The following is a 14,593-nucleotide window of genomic DNA, read 5'->3' on the forward strand; positions in this document are numbered from 1 at the left end:
GACTTACCGCTCCTCGGGAGTACTGACGGGGGTGCCGCTCGCGGTGGCGAGGGTGGTGACCAGGTGGCGCCGCCACCGCGCGTCGTCCCGCTCGGGGAAGTCCTCGCGCCAGTGGCAGCCGCGGGTCTCCTCGCGCTGGGCGGCCGCCGCGACCATGGCGGAGGCGACCAGGTGGAGGTTGGCGGCCTCCCAGGTCTCCACCCGGGGGTCGGCCGGCTTCTCGTCGGCCAGCTGCGCGTACGCCTGCTCGCCGAGCGAGGCGAGGCCGGCGGCGGTCGCCGCCATGCTGGCGGCCGAGCGCAGTACGCCCGCGCCGGACGACATCAGCCGCTGGATCTCGGCCCGCGCCTCCGGCGCCGGCAGCGGCACGGCGCGCGCCGTCCGGGCGGCCGCGACGTCCACCGAGCGCTCCGGCAGCTCGCCGGCGGCGTGCCGGGCGGTGAGGTCGGCGGCGATCCGCTCGGCGAAGACCAGGCCCTCCAGCAGCGAGTTGGAGGCGAGCCGGTTGGCGCCGTGCACGCCGGTGCAGGCCACCTCGCCGCAGGCGTACAGGCCCGGCACGGTGGTGCGGCCGAGCAGGTCGGTGCGGACGCCGCCGGAGGCGTGGTGCGCGGCCGGGGCGACCGGGATCAGCTCGGTCACCGGGTCGATGCCGTGCGAGCGACAGGACGCCAGGATGGTCGGGAAGCGCTCCTCCCACATCGAGGCGCCGAAGTGCCGCCCGTCCAGGTACATGTGCTCGGCGCCCTTGAGCTGCATCTGCCGGGTGATCGCCTTGGCGACGATGTCGCGCGGGGCGAGTTCGTTCAGCTCGTGCCGGCCGACCATGAAGCGGTGCTCGTCGGCGTCGACCAGGTACGCGCCCTCGCCGCGGACCGCCTCCGAGACCAGCGGCTGCTGGCCCTGGGCCTCCGGGCCCAGCCAGAGCACGGTCGGGTGGAACTGGACGAACTCCAGGTCGGTGGCCTCGGCACCGGCGCGCAGCGCCAGCGCGACGCCGTCGCCGGTGGAGACCGCCGGGTTGGTGGAGGCCGAGAAGACCTGGCCCATGCCGCCGGTGGCGAGCACCACGGCGCGGGCCCGGATGGCGCCCACGCCGTCGCGCTGGCCCTCGCCCATCACGTGCAGGGTCAGGCCGGCCGCGTGGCCGTCCGGGTCGGTCAGCAGGTCCAGCACCAGGGCGTGCTCGATCAGCTCCAGGCCGGGGTCGCTGCGCACGGCCGAGACCAGGGCGCGCGATATCTCGGCCCCGGTGGCGTCGCCGCCGGCGTGTGCGATCCGGCGCCGGTGGTGGCCGCCCTCGCGGGTGAGCAGGATCTCGCCGTCGGTGTCCAGGTCGAAGGCGGCGCCGGTGGCGATCAGGTGCCGGACGGCCTCGGGGCCCTCGGTCACCAGCGTGCGGACGGCCTCCTCGTCGCAGAGGCCGGCGCCGGCCACCAGGGTGTCGTCCAGGTGCTGCTCGGGGGTGTCCCCCTCGCCCAGGGCGGCGGCGATGCCGCCCTGGGCCCAGCGGGTGGAGCCGTCGTCCAGCATCGCCTTGGTGACCACCATGGCGCGCAGGCCGGCCTTGCGGACGTTGAGGGCGACGGTGAGTCCGGCAACGCCCGAGCCGACCACCACGACGTCGGTGGTGGTCGTCCAGCCGGGGGCGGGGGCGGTGAGGCGATGTGAGGGTGACATGGCGTTCAAGGGCTCCTTCAGCGACCGGCCGTGGGGGCGGCGGTGTCCGGGTTACCGTACGCCCGATCGCCGCGGAGCAGCCCGCTGCCCTCGGGGGCCTCGGCGGCGTCCGTGCCGTAACCGGTGACCCGGTTGTCGGCGTCGACGAAGACCACGCTGGGCACGTAGCCCTTGGCCTCGGCGCTGTCCATCTGCCCGTAGGCGATCAGGATCACCAGGTCGCCGGGGTGGACGAGCCGGGCGGCGGCGCCGTTGATGCCGATGACGCCCGAGCCGCGCGGGCCCGCGATGGTGTAGGTCTCCAGGCGGGCGCCGTTGTTGATGTCGACGATGTGGACCAGCTCCCCGGGGAGCAGGTCGGCCGCGTCCAGAAGGTCCTCGTCCACCGTCACCGAGCCGACGTAGTGCAGGTCGGCCTGGGTGACGGTGGCCCGGTGGATCTTGGACTTGAGCATGGTGCGGAGCATTCGGGTCACGCCTCCAGGGGGTGTCCCCGGCCGCCGGGCCGGGGGAGAGTGCATGCCATCACTACGGCTGTGGGTGGGGGTCGTCCCGGCCGGACGGCGCCGGTCCGGGTCGTTTCCGACCGTGTTTAGCGGACGATGATGCGGACGTTGTCGATCAGGCGGGTGGGGCCCACCTTCGCGGCCACCGCCAGCACCGCCTCGCCCTGGAAGTCGTCCGCCGCTTCGGTGAAGTCGTCGGGGTCGATCAGGGCGAGGTAGTCAAGGGTGACACCCTCGGCGCCGTCGAGAACGGCCGAGGCCGCCTCGCGGACCGCCTCGGGCCCCCGCGCCGCCGCGTCGCGGCCGGCGAACAGGGCCCGGGAGAGCACGAGCGCCTGCTCGCGCTCGGGCTCGGAGAGGAAGCGGTTGCGGGAGGAGCGGGCCATGCCGTCCTCCTCGCGGACGGTCGGCACGCCGATCACCTCGACGTCGAAGTCCAGGTCGGCCACCATCCGCTGGACGATCGCCAGCTGCTGCGCGTCCTTCTCCCCGAAGAACGCGAAGTCCGGGTCGGTGATGTGCAGCAGCTTCGCCACCACGGTCAGCATCCCGTCGAAGTGGCCCGGGCGGGTGGCACCCTCGAAGCGCTCGCCCATCGGGCCGGCCGACAGCCGCACCTGCGGCTCGCCGTTCGGGTAGACCTCCTCGACCAGCGGCGCGAACACGACGTCCGCGCCGTGCTCCTCGGCCAGGCGGACGTCGGCGGCGAGCGTGCGCGGGTAGCGCTCCAGATCCTCGCCGGCGCCGAACTGCAGCGGGTTCACGAAGACCGTCACGGCCACCCGGCCGTCCGCCCCGACCTGCTTGCGGGCGGCCCGGATCAGCGCGGCGTGGCCCTCGTGCAGGGCGCCCATGGTCATCACGACCGCGTTGTCCACCGGCTCCTCGTCCGGCCAGAAGGCGGGCTCGAAGTCGGCGACGGTGTGGGTGAGCGCGACCTTGCGCACCTTCGTCGCCCTGAGCGGCTGCCCGCCGCGCTGGTTCTTGCCCGCCATCAGTTGCTCTCCTCGTTGAGTACGTCCAGCAGCGCCGCCGCCGACTCTTCCTTGAGCGATCCGCCCCGGACCGCCCGCTGCGCCGTGGCCCGGGCCATCGCGCGGTACGCCTGATCGATGTCGGGGGACACCGTACGCAACTGCGCCAGGTGACGGCGCAGCGTACCGGCGTCGCCCCGGGCCACCGGGCCGGTCAGGGCCGCGTCGCCGGCCCGCAGACTGTTGTCCAGGGCGGCGCCGAGCAGCGGGCCGAGCAGCCGGCCCGGTTCGGCGACCCCGGCGGTCCGCAGCAGCTCGACGGCCTGCGCGACCAGGGTGACCAGGTGGTTCGCGCCGTGCGCGAGGGCCGTGTGGTAGAGCGGGCGGACGCCCTCGGGCACCCACTCGGGCTCGCCGCCCATCTCCACCACCAGGGCCTCGGCGACCGGGCGCAGCTCCTCCGGGGCGGTGACGCCGAAGGGGCAGCCGGCCAGCCGGGCCAGGTCGACCGGGGTGCCGGTGAAGGTCATCGCGGGGTGCAGTGCCAGCGGCAGCGCGCCGGCCCGGGTGGCGGGATCGAGGATCGCCACCCCGTGCGCCCCGGAGGTGTGCACCAGCAGCTGCCCCGGGCGGACGGCGCCGGTCGCGGCCAGGCCCGCGACGAGGTCGGCCAGTGCGTCGTCCGGGACGGTCAGCAGCACGAGGTCGGCGGCGGCCAGCACCTGCGGCGGGGTCACCAGGCGCACGCCGGGCAGCTGGGCCTCGGCGCGCCGGCGCGACACGGCGGAGACGCCGGAGGCGGCGACCACCGTGTGGCCGGCCAGTTGCAGGGCGGCGCCCAGCGCGGGCCCGACCCGGCCGGTGCCGACCACGCCGACGGCCAGGCGGGCGGGGCGCTGCCCGGGGTCGGCGGGGGAGCCGAAGGGGTCGGGGAATCGAGACGATGCGGACGTGCTCACGGCTCGGTGTTCGTCCTTACTCTCCGTTCCGGTCCCCTGCGGGTACCGGACGTGGGGGTCAGTCTACGGCGACCGGCGGCCCCCGGGGGAGGTCAGTCGCCGGCGCCGGCCCGGACCAGCCCGGCCTCGTACGCGAGGACGACGGCCTGGACGCGGTCGCGCAGGCCCAGCTTGGCGAGGATGCGGCCGACGTGGGTCTTCACGGTGGCCTCGGAGAGCACCAGGCGGGCGGCGATCTCACTGTTGGACAGGCCCTGGGCGACCAGCAGGAACACCTCGCGCTCGCGTTCGGTCAGCGGGGCGAGGGTCGCGGCGCCGGGGGCGGCGCCCGGGGTGGGCAGCACCTCGGCGAAGCGGTCGATCATGCGGCGGGTGGTGGTCGGGGCGACCACCGCGTCGCCGGCGTGCACGGCCCGGATGGCGGCGACCAGTTCGGTCGGCGGGACGTCCTTCAGCAGGAACCCGCTGGCCCCGGCCTTGAGGGCGGCGAAGGCGTACTCGTCCAGGTCGAAGGTGGTCAGGATGAGGACGTGCGGCGCGCCGGGCACCGGGACCCCGTCGGCGGACAGGCAGATCTGCCGGGTCGCCTGCACGCCGTCCAGCCGGGGCATCCGGACGTCCATCAGGATCACGTCGACCTCGGCGTGCCGCAGCACCTCCAGGGCCTGGGCGCCGTCCCCCGCCTCGGCGGCGATCTCGATGTCACCCTGCGACTGCAGGATCATCCGGAAGCCGGTGCGCAGCAGCTCCTGGTCGTCGACGAGCATCACGCGGATGGTCATGGGTCTCCCTGTTGCTGGACGCCGCCGCGCCGAGGGTCCGACGGTCGATCGGGCTGTGATGGAACGCTACTTGAGGGCCGTGAGGGGCAGGACCGCCCGGATCCGGAAGCCGCCGCCCGGCCGTGGCCCGACGTCGAGGCTGCCGCTGACCATGCCGACCCGCTCCCGCATGCCGATCAGACCGTGCCCGAGGCCGTCCGTCCCACCGGTGGTGAGCTGTTCCTCGGTGGTGCCGCGTCCGTCGTCCTCGATCAGGACGGCCAGCTCGCGGTCGCCGAAGTCGACCGCGACCCTGGCCCGGGCGTCGGGGCCGCCGTGCTTGCGGACGTTGGTCAGCGCCTCCTGGACGATCCGGTAGACCGTCAGCTCGACGCCCCGGGGCAGGTCGCGGGCGTCGCCGGAGGCCGAGAAGTCGACCGGCAGGCCCGCGGTGCGGACCTGCTCCAGCAGATCCGGCAACTCCTCCACGCCCGGCTGCGGCACGTACTCGTCGGCGGTGTCGGCGGTCCGCAGCACCCCGAGCAGGCGACGCATCTCCACCAGCGCCTGACGGCCGGTGGAGGCGATGGTGCCGAGCGCCTCCTTCGCCTGCTGGGGCGAGTTGTCCAGGACGTACGCGGCGCCGTCGGCCTGGACGATCATCACCGACACGTTGTGCGCCACCACGTCGTGCAGCTCGCGGGCGATCCGGGCCCGCTCGGCGGCCACCGCGACCTTCGCCTGCGCGTCCCGCTCGCGCTCCAGCCGCGCGGCGCGGTCCTCCAGCTCGACCAGGTACGCCCGGCGGACCCGGGTGAGCCGGCCCCACGCCCAGCAGAGCACGAACGGGGTGGACATCAGCACGGCCAGCAACAGGCCCTGCAGCACGCTGTGCTGCGGCCCGGCCGGTTGGCCCTGGTCGTCCGCGGTGCCGGTCGGGAAGCGCCAGAGGGTGAGCGGGCCGGCCGCCAGCCCGGCGGTGAGCGCCAGGCGCGACGCCCACGTGGAGCCGAAGGCGGCGCCGGTGTACGCGAACACCAGGTAGCCGATGCTGGACGCCGCCGGGTCGACGCTCAGCGCCACCTGGCCGAGGCCGAGGACGACGGCCAGCGCGAGGGTGAGGTCCGGATTGCGCCGGCGGAACACCATCAGCAGGGGGACGGCCACCGCCAGCAGGTAGTGGACGGCCACCCGCCAGCCGTCCTCGTTGTGGTCGGGCAGCAGGGAGAGGCCGAGCACCAGCAGCGCCCAGGCGGAGTCGGCCACCATGGGGTGTCGGCGAAGCCAGGCGTTGAGTCGATGCACCTCTCCAGCCTAGGCAGTCGCAGGACGCCCCCAGGTCCGCCGGGAGAGCGATCCCGTCTACTCCCTAGGTCGGAGACGCCCGGGCGCATCCCGGTCGCCGGGTAGCGTCGACCCCCATGACGTGGATGCGATGGCGGCCCGCCATGGAACAGGCGCTGTACGGCACGGACGGCTTCTACCGCAGGCCCGAGGGGCCGGCCGGGCACTTCCGGACGTCCGTGCACGCCTCCGCCCGGTACGCGGGGGCGGTCGCCCGGCTGCTCGGGGAGGTGGACGAGGCGCTGGGGCACCCGCGGGAGCTGGCCTTCGTCGACGTCGGCGCCGGCCGGGGCGAGCTGCTGGCCGGCGTGCTGGCGGCGGTGCCGGACGCGCTGGCCGCGCGACTGCGCCCGTACGGGGTGGAGCTGGCGGCGCGGCCGCCGGGGCTGCCGGCCGGTGTGGTGTGGACGCAGACCGCGCCGGCCGGGGTGTGCGGACTGCTGTTCGCCAACGAGTGGCTGGACAACGTGCCGCTCGACGTCGCGGAGGTGGACGAGGACGGCGTGCTGCGCCACGTCGAGGTCGACACCGCGAGCGGGCACGAACGGCTGGCGGAGGCGGTCGGCGGCGCCGATGAGCAGTGGGCCCGCCGGTGGTGGCCCGCGGTGGAGCCGGGCGCCCGGGTGGAGCTGGGCGCCCCGCGGGACGCCGCCTGGGCGGGCGCGGTGGGCACGCTGGATCGGGGCCTGGCGGTGGCGGTGGACTACGCGCACAGCGCCGGCAGCCGCCCGCTGTTCGGCACCCTCGCCGGGTTCGGCTCCGGCCGCGAGGTGCGCCCGGTGCCGGACGGCCGCTGCGACGTGACGGCGCACGTCGCGCTGGACGCGGCGGCGGCCCCCGGCGTCCACAGCCTGTGGACGACGCAGCGCGAGGCCCTGCGGGCGCTCGGGGTGAGCGGCGCCCGGCCGCCGCTGGCGCTCGCGTCGAGCGATCCGGTGGCCTACCTGCGGGCCCTGGGCGGCGCCGGCGAGGCGGCCGAACTGACCGATCCGGGCGGCCTCGGCGGCTTCGGCTGGCTGGCGCAGGCCGTCCGCATCGCGGTACCGAGGAGCCTGGAGGGGCTCGGGGGATGGCAGACTCTGGTGCCATGAGGGAGACCACGGTCGGCATCGGCGCGGGTGCGGAGAACTTTTCGGGCGAGCGGGGCACCACGGACATGGTGCTCAACATCGGTCCGCAGCACCCGTCCACGCACGGCGTGCTGCGCCTGAAACTGGTGCTGGACGGCGAGCGGATCGTGGCCGCCGAGCCGGTGATCGGCTACATGCACCGGGGCGCGGAGAAGCTCTTCGAGGCCCGCGACTACCGCCAGATCGTCATGCTGGCCAACCGGCACGACTGGCTCTCGGCCTTCTCCAACGAGCTCGGTGTGGTGCTCGCGGTCGAGCGGATGCTCGGCATGGAGGTGCCCGAGCGGGCGGTCTGGATCCGCACCATGCTGGCCGAGCTGAACCGGGTGCTCAACCACCTGATGTTCCTCGGCTCGTACCCGCTGGAGCTGGGCGGGATCACCCCGGTCTTCCACGCCTTCCAGGGCCGCGAGGAGCTCCAGCACGTGCTGGAGGAGGCCTCCGGCGGCCGGATGCACTACATGTTCAACCGGGTCGGCGGCCTCAAGGAGGACCTGCCGGCGGGGTGGCTGGGCCGGGTCCGGGCGGCGGTGGCGGTCGTCCGCTCCCAGCTGCCGGTCTTCGAGGACCTCGTGCTCGGCAACGAGATCTTCCGGGCCCGGACCGCGGGCGTCGGCGTCCTGTCCCGGGAGCACGTGCACGCCTACGGGGTCAGCGGCCCGATCGCCCGGGCCAGTGGCGTGGACCTCGACCTGCGGCGGGACGAGCCGTACCTCGCCTACGGCGAGCTGCTGGACGTGCTGACGGTGGTCACCCGCGAGGAGGGCGACTGCCTGGCCCGCTTCGAGTGCCTGCTGGAGCAGACCGCCAACTCGCTGGACCTCGCCGACGCCTGCCTGGACAGGCTGGCGACGCTGGCCCCCGGACCGGTCAACCTGCGGCTGCCCAAGGTGCTCAAGGCACCCGAGGGGACCACCTACGCCTGGACCGAGAACCCGCTCGGCATCAACGGCTACTACCTGGTCTCGCGCGGCGACAAGACGCCCTGGCGGCTCAAGCTCCGCTCGGCCTCCTTCAACAACATCCAGGCGCTCATCGAGCTGCTGCCCGGGACGCTGGTCGCGGACATGGTGGCGATCCTGGGCTCGATGTTCTTCGTGGTCGGCGACATCGACAAGTAGCCGGGGGGCCGGCCGCACCCCGGGGCACGGCCGGCCCGGGCGCGCTAGCCGTTCCCCGGCGCGCCCTTCGGCTTCTTCGGCGCCCGCGGCGGGTCGGCCGGGTGGGGTGCCACCCTGCGGTCGCCCTTGGTGGCGATCCGCTCCTCGCACAGACCGGACAGCACCGCGTACGCGTCCGCGCCCATCAGCTCGGTCAGCTCGGGACGGTAGCCGACGTAGACCGGGTCGGGCCCGTTGTGCGCCTCCGGGCTCCCGGTGCACCACCAGTGCAGGTCGTGCCCGCCCGGGCCCCAGCCGCGGCGGTCGTACTCGCCGATGGTGACCTGGAGGTAGCGGGTGTCGTCCGGGCGGTCGATCCACTCGTACGTGCGGCGCACCGGCAGCTGCCAGCAGACGTCCGGCTTGGTCTCCAGCGGCTCCTTGCCCTCCTTGAGGGCCAGGGTGTGCAGCGCGCAGCCCTCACCGCCGGGGAAGCCGGGGCGGTTGAGGAAGACGCAGGCGCCGTCGACCCGGCGGGTCTGGCGGTCGCCGTCCTCGTCGAACATGGTGATGCCGCCGTCGATCCTGATCCGGCCCTTGGCGTCGGTGCCGTGCTCGAACAGCTCCCAGGTCTCGGGGGTGAGCCGGGCGGCATGGCCCGCCACCCGCTTCTCGTCGTCCTCGTCCGAGTAGTGCGCGCCCAGCGTGCAGCAGCCGTCGGACTCGCCGCGCCCGGGGCGGATGCCGTGGCAGCCCTTGCCGAAGATGCAGCTCCAGCGGGACGTCAGCCAGGTGAGGTCGCAGCGGAAGACCTGCTCCTCGTCGGCGGGGTCGGTGAACTCGACCCAGGCCCGCGGGAAGTCGAGCGGGACCTCGGGGCGCAGGCCGGGCATCGCGAGGTCGGTCACCTTCCGGCCGGCCTTCGGTTTCCCGGACTTGGCGGGTGATTGGTGCGGAGTGTTCTTCGAGGTCTCTGCTGCTGCCACTCGGCAAGGGTAGAGCCTCGGGCGGGCGTGGATCGGCCGATGAAGGTGGCTTTTACCCCGATTTCACCCTAAATCCACCGGAGCGGGCGGTTGCCCGACGTGAAGGCGGGGTGAAAAGGCGGTCCGCACCCTGCGGCGCCCGCGGCCCGGCAGCCTAGGATGGCGGCCGCCGGGGTCGTCCCGCCCGCCGCGCAGCACAGGCGCCGCCACGGGGCGCCTCCGCTAGGGGAGGTACGGGGATGAGTGGCAGCAGTTACGACAACGGTGGCGGTGGCCACCGGAGTTCGGGCGCGGGAGAGCAGTTCTCGGTCAAGCCGTGGGAGATGCACGGCGAGGGGCGGGAGTTCGAGACCATCTCCAACGACTTCGCCCGGGCCGCGCTGGCCCTGGAGCAGTCGCTGGGCGGGCTCGGCACGCCCTGGGGCACCGACGAGCCCGGCAGCGGGTTCGCCTCCGAGTACCAGGAGGCCCACCGGACGGTGCTCGGCGGCCTGAACGGCATCGCCGACGCGCTCGGGCGGATCGGCACCGGCCTGCACACGATGGCCGACTCGGTGGCCGACACCGACGCCGGGATCACGGCGGACTTCGGCCGGACCGCAACCCCCGGCGGCCCCGGCGCCGTCCGCTCCGGTGGGGCGCCCGCCGGAATGGCGCTCTGAGAGCGCAGTTCCCGCCCGTACGCCCGTACGGCGTGATGTCACCTTCGAAGGGGGAACCGCGTGTCCCGGAAGCTGCCCGAGGAACTCGTCCCGGTACTGGCCCAGCTCCACCAGGCCTGGCCGCTGGCGGACGAGGACGGGCTGCGCCAGGCAGCCGCCAAGTGGCGGGAGTTCGGCGCCGAGAGCGAGCGGCTCGGGCGGCGCGGTGGCGCGTCGGCGGGCCGGGTCACCGGTGAGAACTCGGGCCGGTCGGTGGACGCCTTCGCCGACCACTGGCGGACCTTCAGCGGCAGCGGCCGGGGCCATCTCGACGACGCCCAGCACGCCGCCGACCTGATGGCCGCCGCCTTCGACACGGCGGCGCGGGCCACCGACACCTGCAAGGCGGAGCTGGTCTCGACGCTGACCGCGCTGGCCGAGGAGCTGAAGAAGGCCGACGACCAGGCGGCCGCGGTCAAGGACGCGGCGGCGAAGGCCTCGGCGGCGGCGAGCACGCAGCCCGCCAAGGGGGTGTTCGGCGCGGTGGCGCAGACCGTCGGCGCGGCGGCCGCCGGCGTGCGGGCCGCCGCCGCGGACACCGTCGCCGCCGGCGTGCGGACGGTCGCCCTGGAGGCGGCGAAACTGAAGGTGGCCGGCCTGCTGGAGGAACTCGGCCGCGCGATGAAGGCCGCGATGGGGACGGCGCTCAAGGAGCCCGCCCTGACCGCGATGGAGCGGATCGCCGCGGTGCCGGGCGCCGGCGGGAGCTCCCCGGGCGGCGACATCCGGACGCTGGCCGAAGTGGCGAACGGGACGGGCGGCCTGCCCGTCGGGCTCGCCGCCGCCGGTGTGGTCGGCGCCGACGGCAGTGGCCTGACGATGGTCGTCGACGCCGAGGGCCGGCCCGTCATCGGCGAGGACGGCAAGCCGGTGGTCGGCGTCGACGGTCTGACGGTCAAGCTGGACGCGGCCGGTCAGCCGGAACTCGGCGCGGACGGCAACCCGGTGATCGTGCGCGCCGACGGCACCGAGGTGAAGGACACGGACGGCCTGAAGCTGGTCGTCGGCAAGGACGGCAAGCCGGTGGTCGCGGTCGAGGGCGTCACGGTCGGCCTCGACGAGAACGGCAGGCCGCAGCTGGGCCCGGACGGCCACCCCGTGCTGAACGGACCGGACGGCAGGCCGCTGGCCACCGGCGGCCCGCTCGGCGGCGCCCCCGGCGGCAGGCCGCCGCTCGGCACCGTCCTCAACGGCCTGCCGACGGACGGCCTGCTCACGGACGGGCCGGCGACGGACGGTGTTCTCGGGCCCCTGGGCGGCCACGGCAGGGGCCCCGGACCGGGCTCGGGCGAGCCCGTCGGCCTGCCCGGCGGCGGCCCGGCGGCGACCGGGCCGATCCAGATCCAGACCGGCCCGGTCGGCGTGCAGCTGGGCAGTGGTGGCGGTGGCGGTGGCGGTGGCCAGCAGGGCGGCTGGACCGGCGACGCGCCGGTGTCCCGGCCCGCGCCGGCCGGCTCCGGTCGCTCCGGCGGCTACGGCCCGGTCTCCGCGCCCGCCGGCGGCGGCTACGACTACACCCCCGGACCGGTCGCGTCGGGCGGGGGCGGCGGGCCGGCCTCGCTGCGCACCGACTCGGTGCTCGCACCGCCCTCGGTGGATTCGGCCTCCGCCTACGGCGCGGGCGGCGGATCCGGCGCGGGCTACTCGGGAGGTTCGGGCGGGGGCTACTCCGGCTCAGGCTACGACGGCGGTTCGGGAGGTGCTCCGGTCGGTGCCGCGAGTGGCGGGATCGGCGCGGGCGGAGGCTTCGGGGGCGGCCAGACCGGCGGTTCGGCCGGCGCCCCGGGCGGCGGGTACGGCGGCGGCGCCGTCCCGGTGAGCGGCGGGGGCGGCTTCGCCTCGGGCGGCGCGGTCGGCGGCGCCCCGGGTGGCGCGGGAGCCGGCGGCGTCGGGCCGGTCGGCGGCCAGGCATACGGCGCGGCCCCCGGTGCGCCCGGCGCCGGGGGCGTGGGTGGCGTCGGGGGCGCGAGCGCCGTCCCGGCGGCCGGGTCCCCGGGGTCCGGCGCGGTCGGCGGCGTCCAGCCGGGGCAGGACACCCGGCCCGGTGCCGGGGTGGGCGCCGGCTCCCGGCCGGGGGCCGTAGGCGCCCAGCCCGGCCCGGTCGGCGTCGCGCCGGTGCTCACCCCCGGACCCGGCCGCTCCGGCGGCGAGGGAGCCGGTTTCGGCGGCAACCGCCGCTTCGCCGAGCCGGTGGCCGGCGAGGGCGTCGGATCCTGGGCCACCCCGGTCGCCACCGCCCAGGTGATGGCGATGCACATCGCGCTGGGCCGCCGGGGCCACCCCGGTGAGGAGCCGGGCGCCCCGGCGGGGAGCCGGGGCATCGCGGACAGCCGGCCCTCCGGGCTGCCCGGCGGGCTCGGGCCGGTCGACCCGGAGCACCAGGCCGAGGTGGAGCGACGGGTGCCCCGGGGGCCCGACGGCCTTCCGGTCCGTCACCCCGACCCGGCCGCCGGAGGCTGGGCCGAGGTGGTCAACGACGGCGGGTACCGCGGGCCGGGCCGGGCCAACAACGGTCTGGAGATCGCGCTCTCGGCGGTCGACACCTACAGCGGCCGGCCCACCTGCGCGGCGCCCCGGATCCCCACCGAGGGCGACGCGGGCGAGCGGGGCGGACGCGACCGCGCCGAGCGCGAACTCGGCGCGCCCTTCCGCGACCTGGGCGACGGCGCCGGGACGTTCGAGCGGCTGGCGGGCGAGCTGCTGCCGGCCGGGCACGGCGCGCAGGCGGTGCTGCTCACCCTGGACGCGTACGGGCGCTCGCACGCCTGGAACGCCGTCAACCACCAGGGCGCGATCGTCTACCTGGACCACCAGAGCGGTTGCCGCGGCCCGGCCCCGCTGCACAGCGCGGACCACGGCCTGTGGGCGATCGCCCTCGATCCGGACGGCCGCGCGCTGGACCTCGCCGAGCACCGGGCCCGGCCGGCGTCCCCGGCGGTGCCCCCCGCCGACCCGGCCGCCGTACCCGCCGCGCCACCCGCCGTGGCCGCCGACCCGGCCGCCGTACCCGCTGTGGCCGCCGACCCGGTCGCGACCAAGACCCCCAGCGCCAGGAGCACCGACTCGTGACCACCCGAGCCCAGGCGATCGACGCCGCCCACCGCTGGATCAACGGCGAGCTCCCGGGGGCCTCGGCCGAGGCCCCCACCGGCGCCCGCAAGGTGCACAGCCACGAGTTCGACCTCGGCTGGGTGCTCTGGGCCGAGCCCGCGCCCGTCCAGGTGGATCCGCTGACCGGCGAGCGCCGGGCGCCGGAGGAGATCGGCGCGGCCTGCGCCGTGGTCGACCGGGTCGACGGCGAGCTGAGCGTGTGGCCGTCCGTGCCGGTGCCCGAGGTGATCCGGCTCTACCGCGACCGGCTGGGCGCCGGCTCCTACGACCCCGCGCTGCCACCGGCGACCGGCCGGGGGACCAGGGCCGAGCTGACCTACCTCGACGAGCTGGGCGAGCCGCGGATCCTGGCGATGCGCTCCGTGCCGGGCCTGCCGCACCCCGCGCTGCGGGCCTGGCGCCGACTCCAGGAGCAGGGCGTACGGGCCGAGGACGTCCTCGCCGTCCGGACCGACCTGCGGATCGGCGCGCTGCCCGGCGGCTACTGGGCCCATGCGCTGGCCGCCGAACTCCCCGCCGTGAGGGTCGGCTTCGAGCTGCCGTACGGCCCGCACTTCGACCACCGCGCGGCCGCCGTCCGGGCGCTGTCCGAGCCCGCCGCCGAACCGGGGCGGCCCGCCCCCGCCCGGCGCAACCGGGTGCCGTTCCCGAGGGCGGCGCCGCCGGCCCCGGCGGAGCGGGACCAGGAGCTGGCGGCCCGCCTGGAGCAGCAGTTCGGCCCGCACGGGGTGCTGCGCTTCGACCCCGCCGACGTCACCCGGGCCGACCTGCCGGAGGTGACGGCGACGGCGCTGCTGCAGGTCGGCGTGCCGGTGTCGGTCGAGGGATTCTTCGCGCTGCACCACCCGCGGCCCGACGGCATCGCGGACGGCACCCGCACCGGACCGGTGCTGCCCGTGGTGGCCGAGCACCTGGCCGAGCTGGGACGCGGCACCCGCACCACCGCCAGGGCCGCCCAGGAGCTGGTCTCGCAGCTGATGGTCGGCACCGACGGGTGGTCGCTGATCACCGTCGACACCGCCCGGGGCCAGGTCCGCGCGATCGACCCGGACTACGCCACCGCCCGGCACTGCAACGCCGATCTGACGGCCTTCGTCCGCTGCCTGTCGCTGTTCGCGGCCTGGCTGCCCGCCCTGCGCGGCCTGCAGCCGGACGCCGCCGGGCCGGCCGTCGCCGAACTCCAGTGGGGCCTGGCCGTGATCGACCGGACGGTCTTCGACGACCCGGAGAACTGGTGGGCCGTCCTGGTCGAGCAGCTGTGGGACGGCCTGCTCTGACGGCGGGCGCCACCCGCTCCGGCGTTCGACGGTCCGTCAGCCCCGGTCGTCCGGACGCCGTCCC

At 75.8% G+C, this 14,593-nt stretch carries 12 protein-coding genes; 5 read left to right on the top strand and 7 right to left on the bottom strand.

Annotated features, from left to right (window positions below):
* Positions 1 to 3: 3 nt before the first annotated feature.
* From OG823_RS19600 to OG823_RS19625, 6 genes are all read right to left on the bottom strand, one after another.
* Complete coding sequence (locus tag OG823_RS19600) at positions 4 to 1,680, bottom strand: L-aspartate oxidase (protein WP_371480895.1); 1,677 nt, start codon at positions 1,678 to 1,680, stop codon at positions 4 to 6.
* A 17-nt stretch (positions 1,681 to 1,697) separates the two neighbouring features.
* A complete protein-coding gene (gene panD / locus OG823_RS19605; RefSeq protein WP_371484542.1) occupies positions 1,698 to 2,147 on the bottom strand; it encodes an aspartate 1-decarboxylase in 450 nt (149 codons plus the stop codon).
* A 125-nt stretch (positions 2,148 to 2,272) separates the two neighbouring features.
* Positions 2,273 to 3,181, bottom strand: a complete 909-nt coding sequence (gene panC / locus OG823_RS19610; RefSeq protein WP_371480896.1) for a pantoate--beta-alanine ligase — start codon at positions 3,179 to 3,181, stop codon at positions 2,273 to 2,275.
* A complete protein-coding gene (locus OG823_RS19615; protein ID WP_371480897.1) occupies positions 3,181 to 4,119 on the bottom strand; it encodes a Rossmann-like and DUF2520 domain-containing protein in 939 nt (312 codons plus the stop codon). Before OG823_RS19615 ends, panC begins: the two co-directional genes overlap by 1 nt.
* 92 nt (positions 4,120 to 4,211) lie before the next feature.
* Complete coding sequence (locus OG823_RS19620) at positions 4,212 to 4,901, bottom strand: response regulator (RefSeq protein ID WP_371480898.1); 690 nt, start codon at positions 4,899 to 4,901, stop codon at positions 4,212 to 4,214.
* A 66-nt stretch (positions 4,902 to 4,967) separates the two neighbouring features.
* Positions 4,968 to 6,185 (bottom strand): sensor histidine kinase, encoded by a 1,218-nt coding sequence (locus tag OG823_RS19625; protein ID WP_371480899.1) that lies wholly within the window; start codon positions 6,183 to 6,185, stop codon positions 4,968 to 4,970.
* A 116-nt stretch (positions 6,186 to 6,301) separates the two neighbouring features.
* Between OG823_RS19625 and OG823_RS19630 the strand changes: the two genes are divergently transcribed.
* Positions 6,302 to 7,315: an SAM-dependent methyltransferase gene (locus OG823_RS19630; RefSeq protein WP_371480900.1), complete on the top strand. Its 1,014-nt coding sequence runs from the start codon at positions 6,302 to 6,304 to the stop codon at positions 7,313 to 7,315.
* The gene (locus OG823_RS19635) at positions 7,312 to 8,475 is read left to right on the top strand and encodes an NADH-quinone oxidoreductase subunit D (RefSeq protein ID WP_371480901.1); all 1,164 of its coding nucleotides are present in this window, start codon (positions 7,312 to 7,314) and stop codon (positions 8,473 to 8,475) included. The genes OG823_RS19630 and OG823_RS19635 overlap by 4 nt, the downstream gene beginning before the upstream one ends.
* Positions 8,476 to 8,519: 44 nt before the next feature.
* On the opposite strand, the gene OG823_RS19640 is transcribed toward OG823_RS19635, so the two are convergent.
* Positions 8,520 to 9,347: a hypothetical protein gene (locus OG823_RS19640; RefSeq protein WP_371484544.1), complete on the bottom strand. Its 828-nt coding sequence runs from the start codon at positions 9,345 to 9,347 to the stop codon at positions 8,520 to 8,522.
* 332 nt (positions 9,348 to 9,679) lie between these two features.
* Between OG823_RS19640 and OG823_RS19645 the strand changes: the two genes are divergently transcribed.
* From OG823_RS19645 to OG823_RS19655, 3 genes are read left to right on the top strand one after another with little or no spacing between them, the layout of a single operon-like run.
* A complete protein-coding gene (locus tag OG823_RS19645; protein ID WP_371480902.1) occupies positions 9,680 to 10,102 on the top strand; it encodes a WXG100 family type VII secretion target in 423 nt (140 codons plus the stop codon).
* A gap of 60 nt (positions 10,103 to 10,162) precedes the next feature.
* Positions 10,163 to 13,210, top strand: a complete 3,048-nt coding sequence (locus tag OG823_RS19650) for a toxin glutamine deamidase domain-containing protein (protein WP_371480903.1) — start codon at positions 10,163 to 10,165, stop codon at positions 13,208 to 13,210.
* Positions 13,207 to 14,529 (top strand): SUKH-4 family immunity protein, encoded by a 1,323-nt coding sequence (locus OG823_RS19655; protein ID WP_371480904.1) that lies wholly within the window; start codon positions 13,207 to 13,209, stop codon positions 14,527 to 14,529. The genes OG823_RS19650 and OG823_RS19655 overlap by 4 nt, the downstream gene beginning before the upstream one ends.
* The last annotated feature ends 64 nt before the right edge of the window (positions 14,530 to 14,593 follow it).

This window comes from Kitasatospora sp. NBC_00315, from assembly GCF_041435095.1.
Taxonomy (GTDB): Bacteria; Actinomycetota; Actinomycetes; order Streptomycetales; family Streptomycetaceae; genus Kitasatospora.

What these genes read in the sequence shown, in the direction of transcription:
- panD (WP_371484542.1), bottom strand. Translation starts at nt 2,147, where the DNA reads ATGCTCCGCACCATGCTCAAGTCCAAGATCCACCGGGCCACCGTCACC.
- OG823_RS19620 (WP_371480898.1), bottom strand. Translation starts at nt 4,901, where the DNA reads ATGACCATCCGCGTGATGCTCGTCGACGACCAGGAGCTGCTGCGCACC.
- OG823_RS19640 (WP_371484544.1), bottom strand. Translation starts at nt 9,347, where the DNA reads ATGCCCGGCCTGCGCCCCGAGGTCCCGCTCGACTTCCCGCGGGCCTGG.
- panC (WP_371480896.1), bottom strand. Translation starts at nt 3,181, where the DNA reads ATGGCGGGCAAGAACCAGCGCGGCGGGCAGCCGCTCAGGGCGACGAAG.
- OG823_RS19645 (WP_371480902.1), top strand. Translation starts at nt 9,680, where the DNA reads ATGAGTGGCAGCAGTTACGACAACGGTGGCGGTGGCCACCGGAGTTCG.
- OG823_RS19600 (WP_371480895.1), bottom strand. Translation starts at nt 1,680, where the DNA reads ATGTCACCCTCACATCGCCTCACCGCCCCCGCCCCCGGCTGGACGACC.
- OG823_RS19630 (WP_371480900.1), top strand. Translation starts at nt 6,302, where the DNA reads ATGACGTGGATGCGATGGCGGCCCGCCATGGAACAGGCGCTGTACGGC.
- OG823_RS19635 (WP_371480901.1), top strand. Translation starts at nt 7,312, where the DNA reads ATGAGGGAGACCACGGTCGGCATCGGCGCGGGTGCGGAGAACTTTTCG.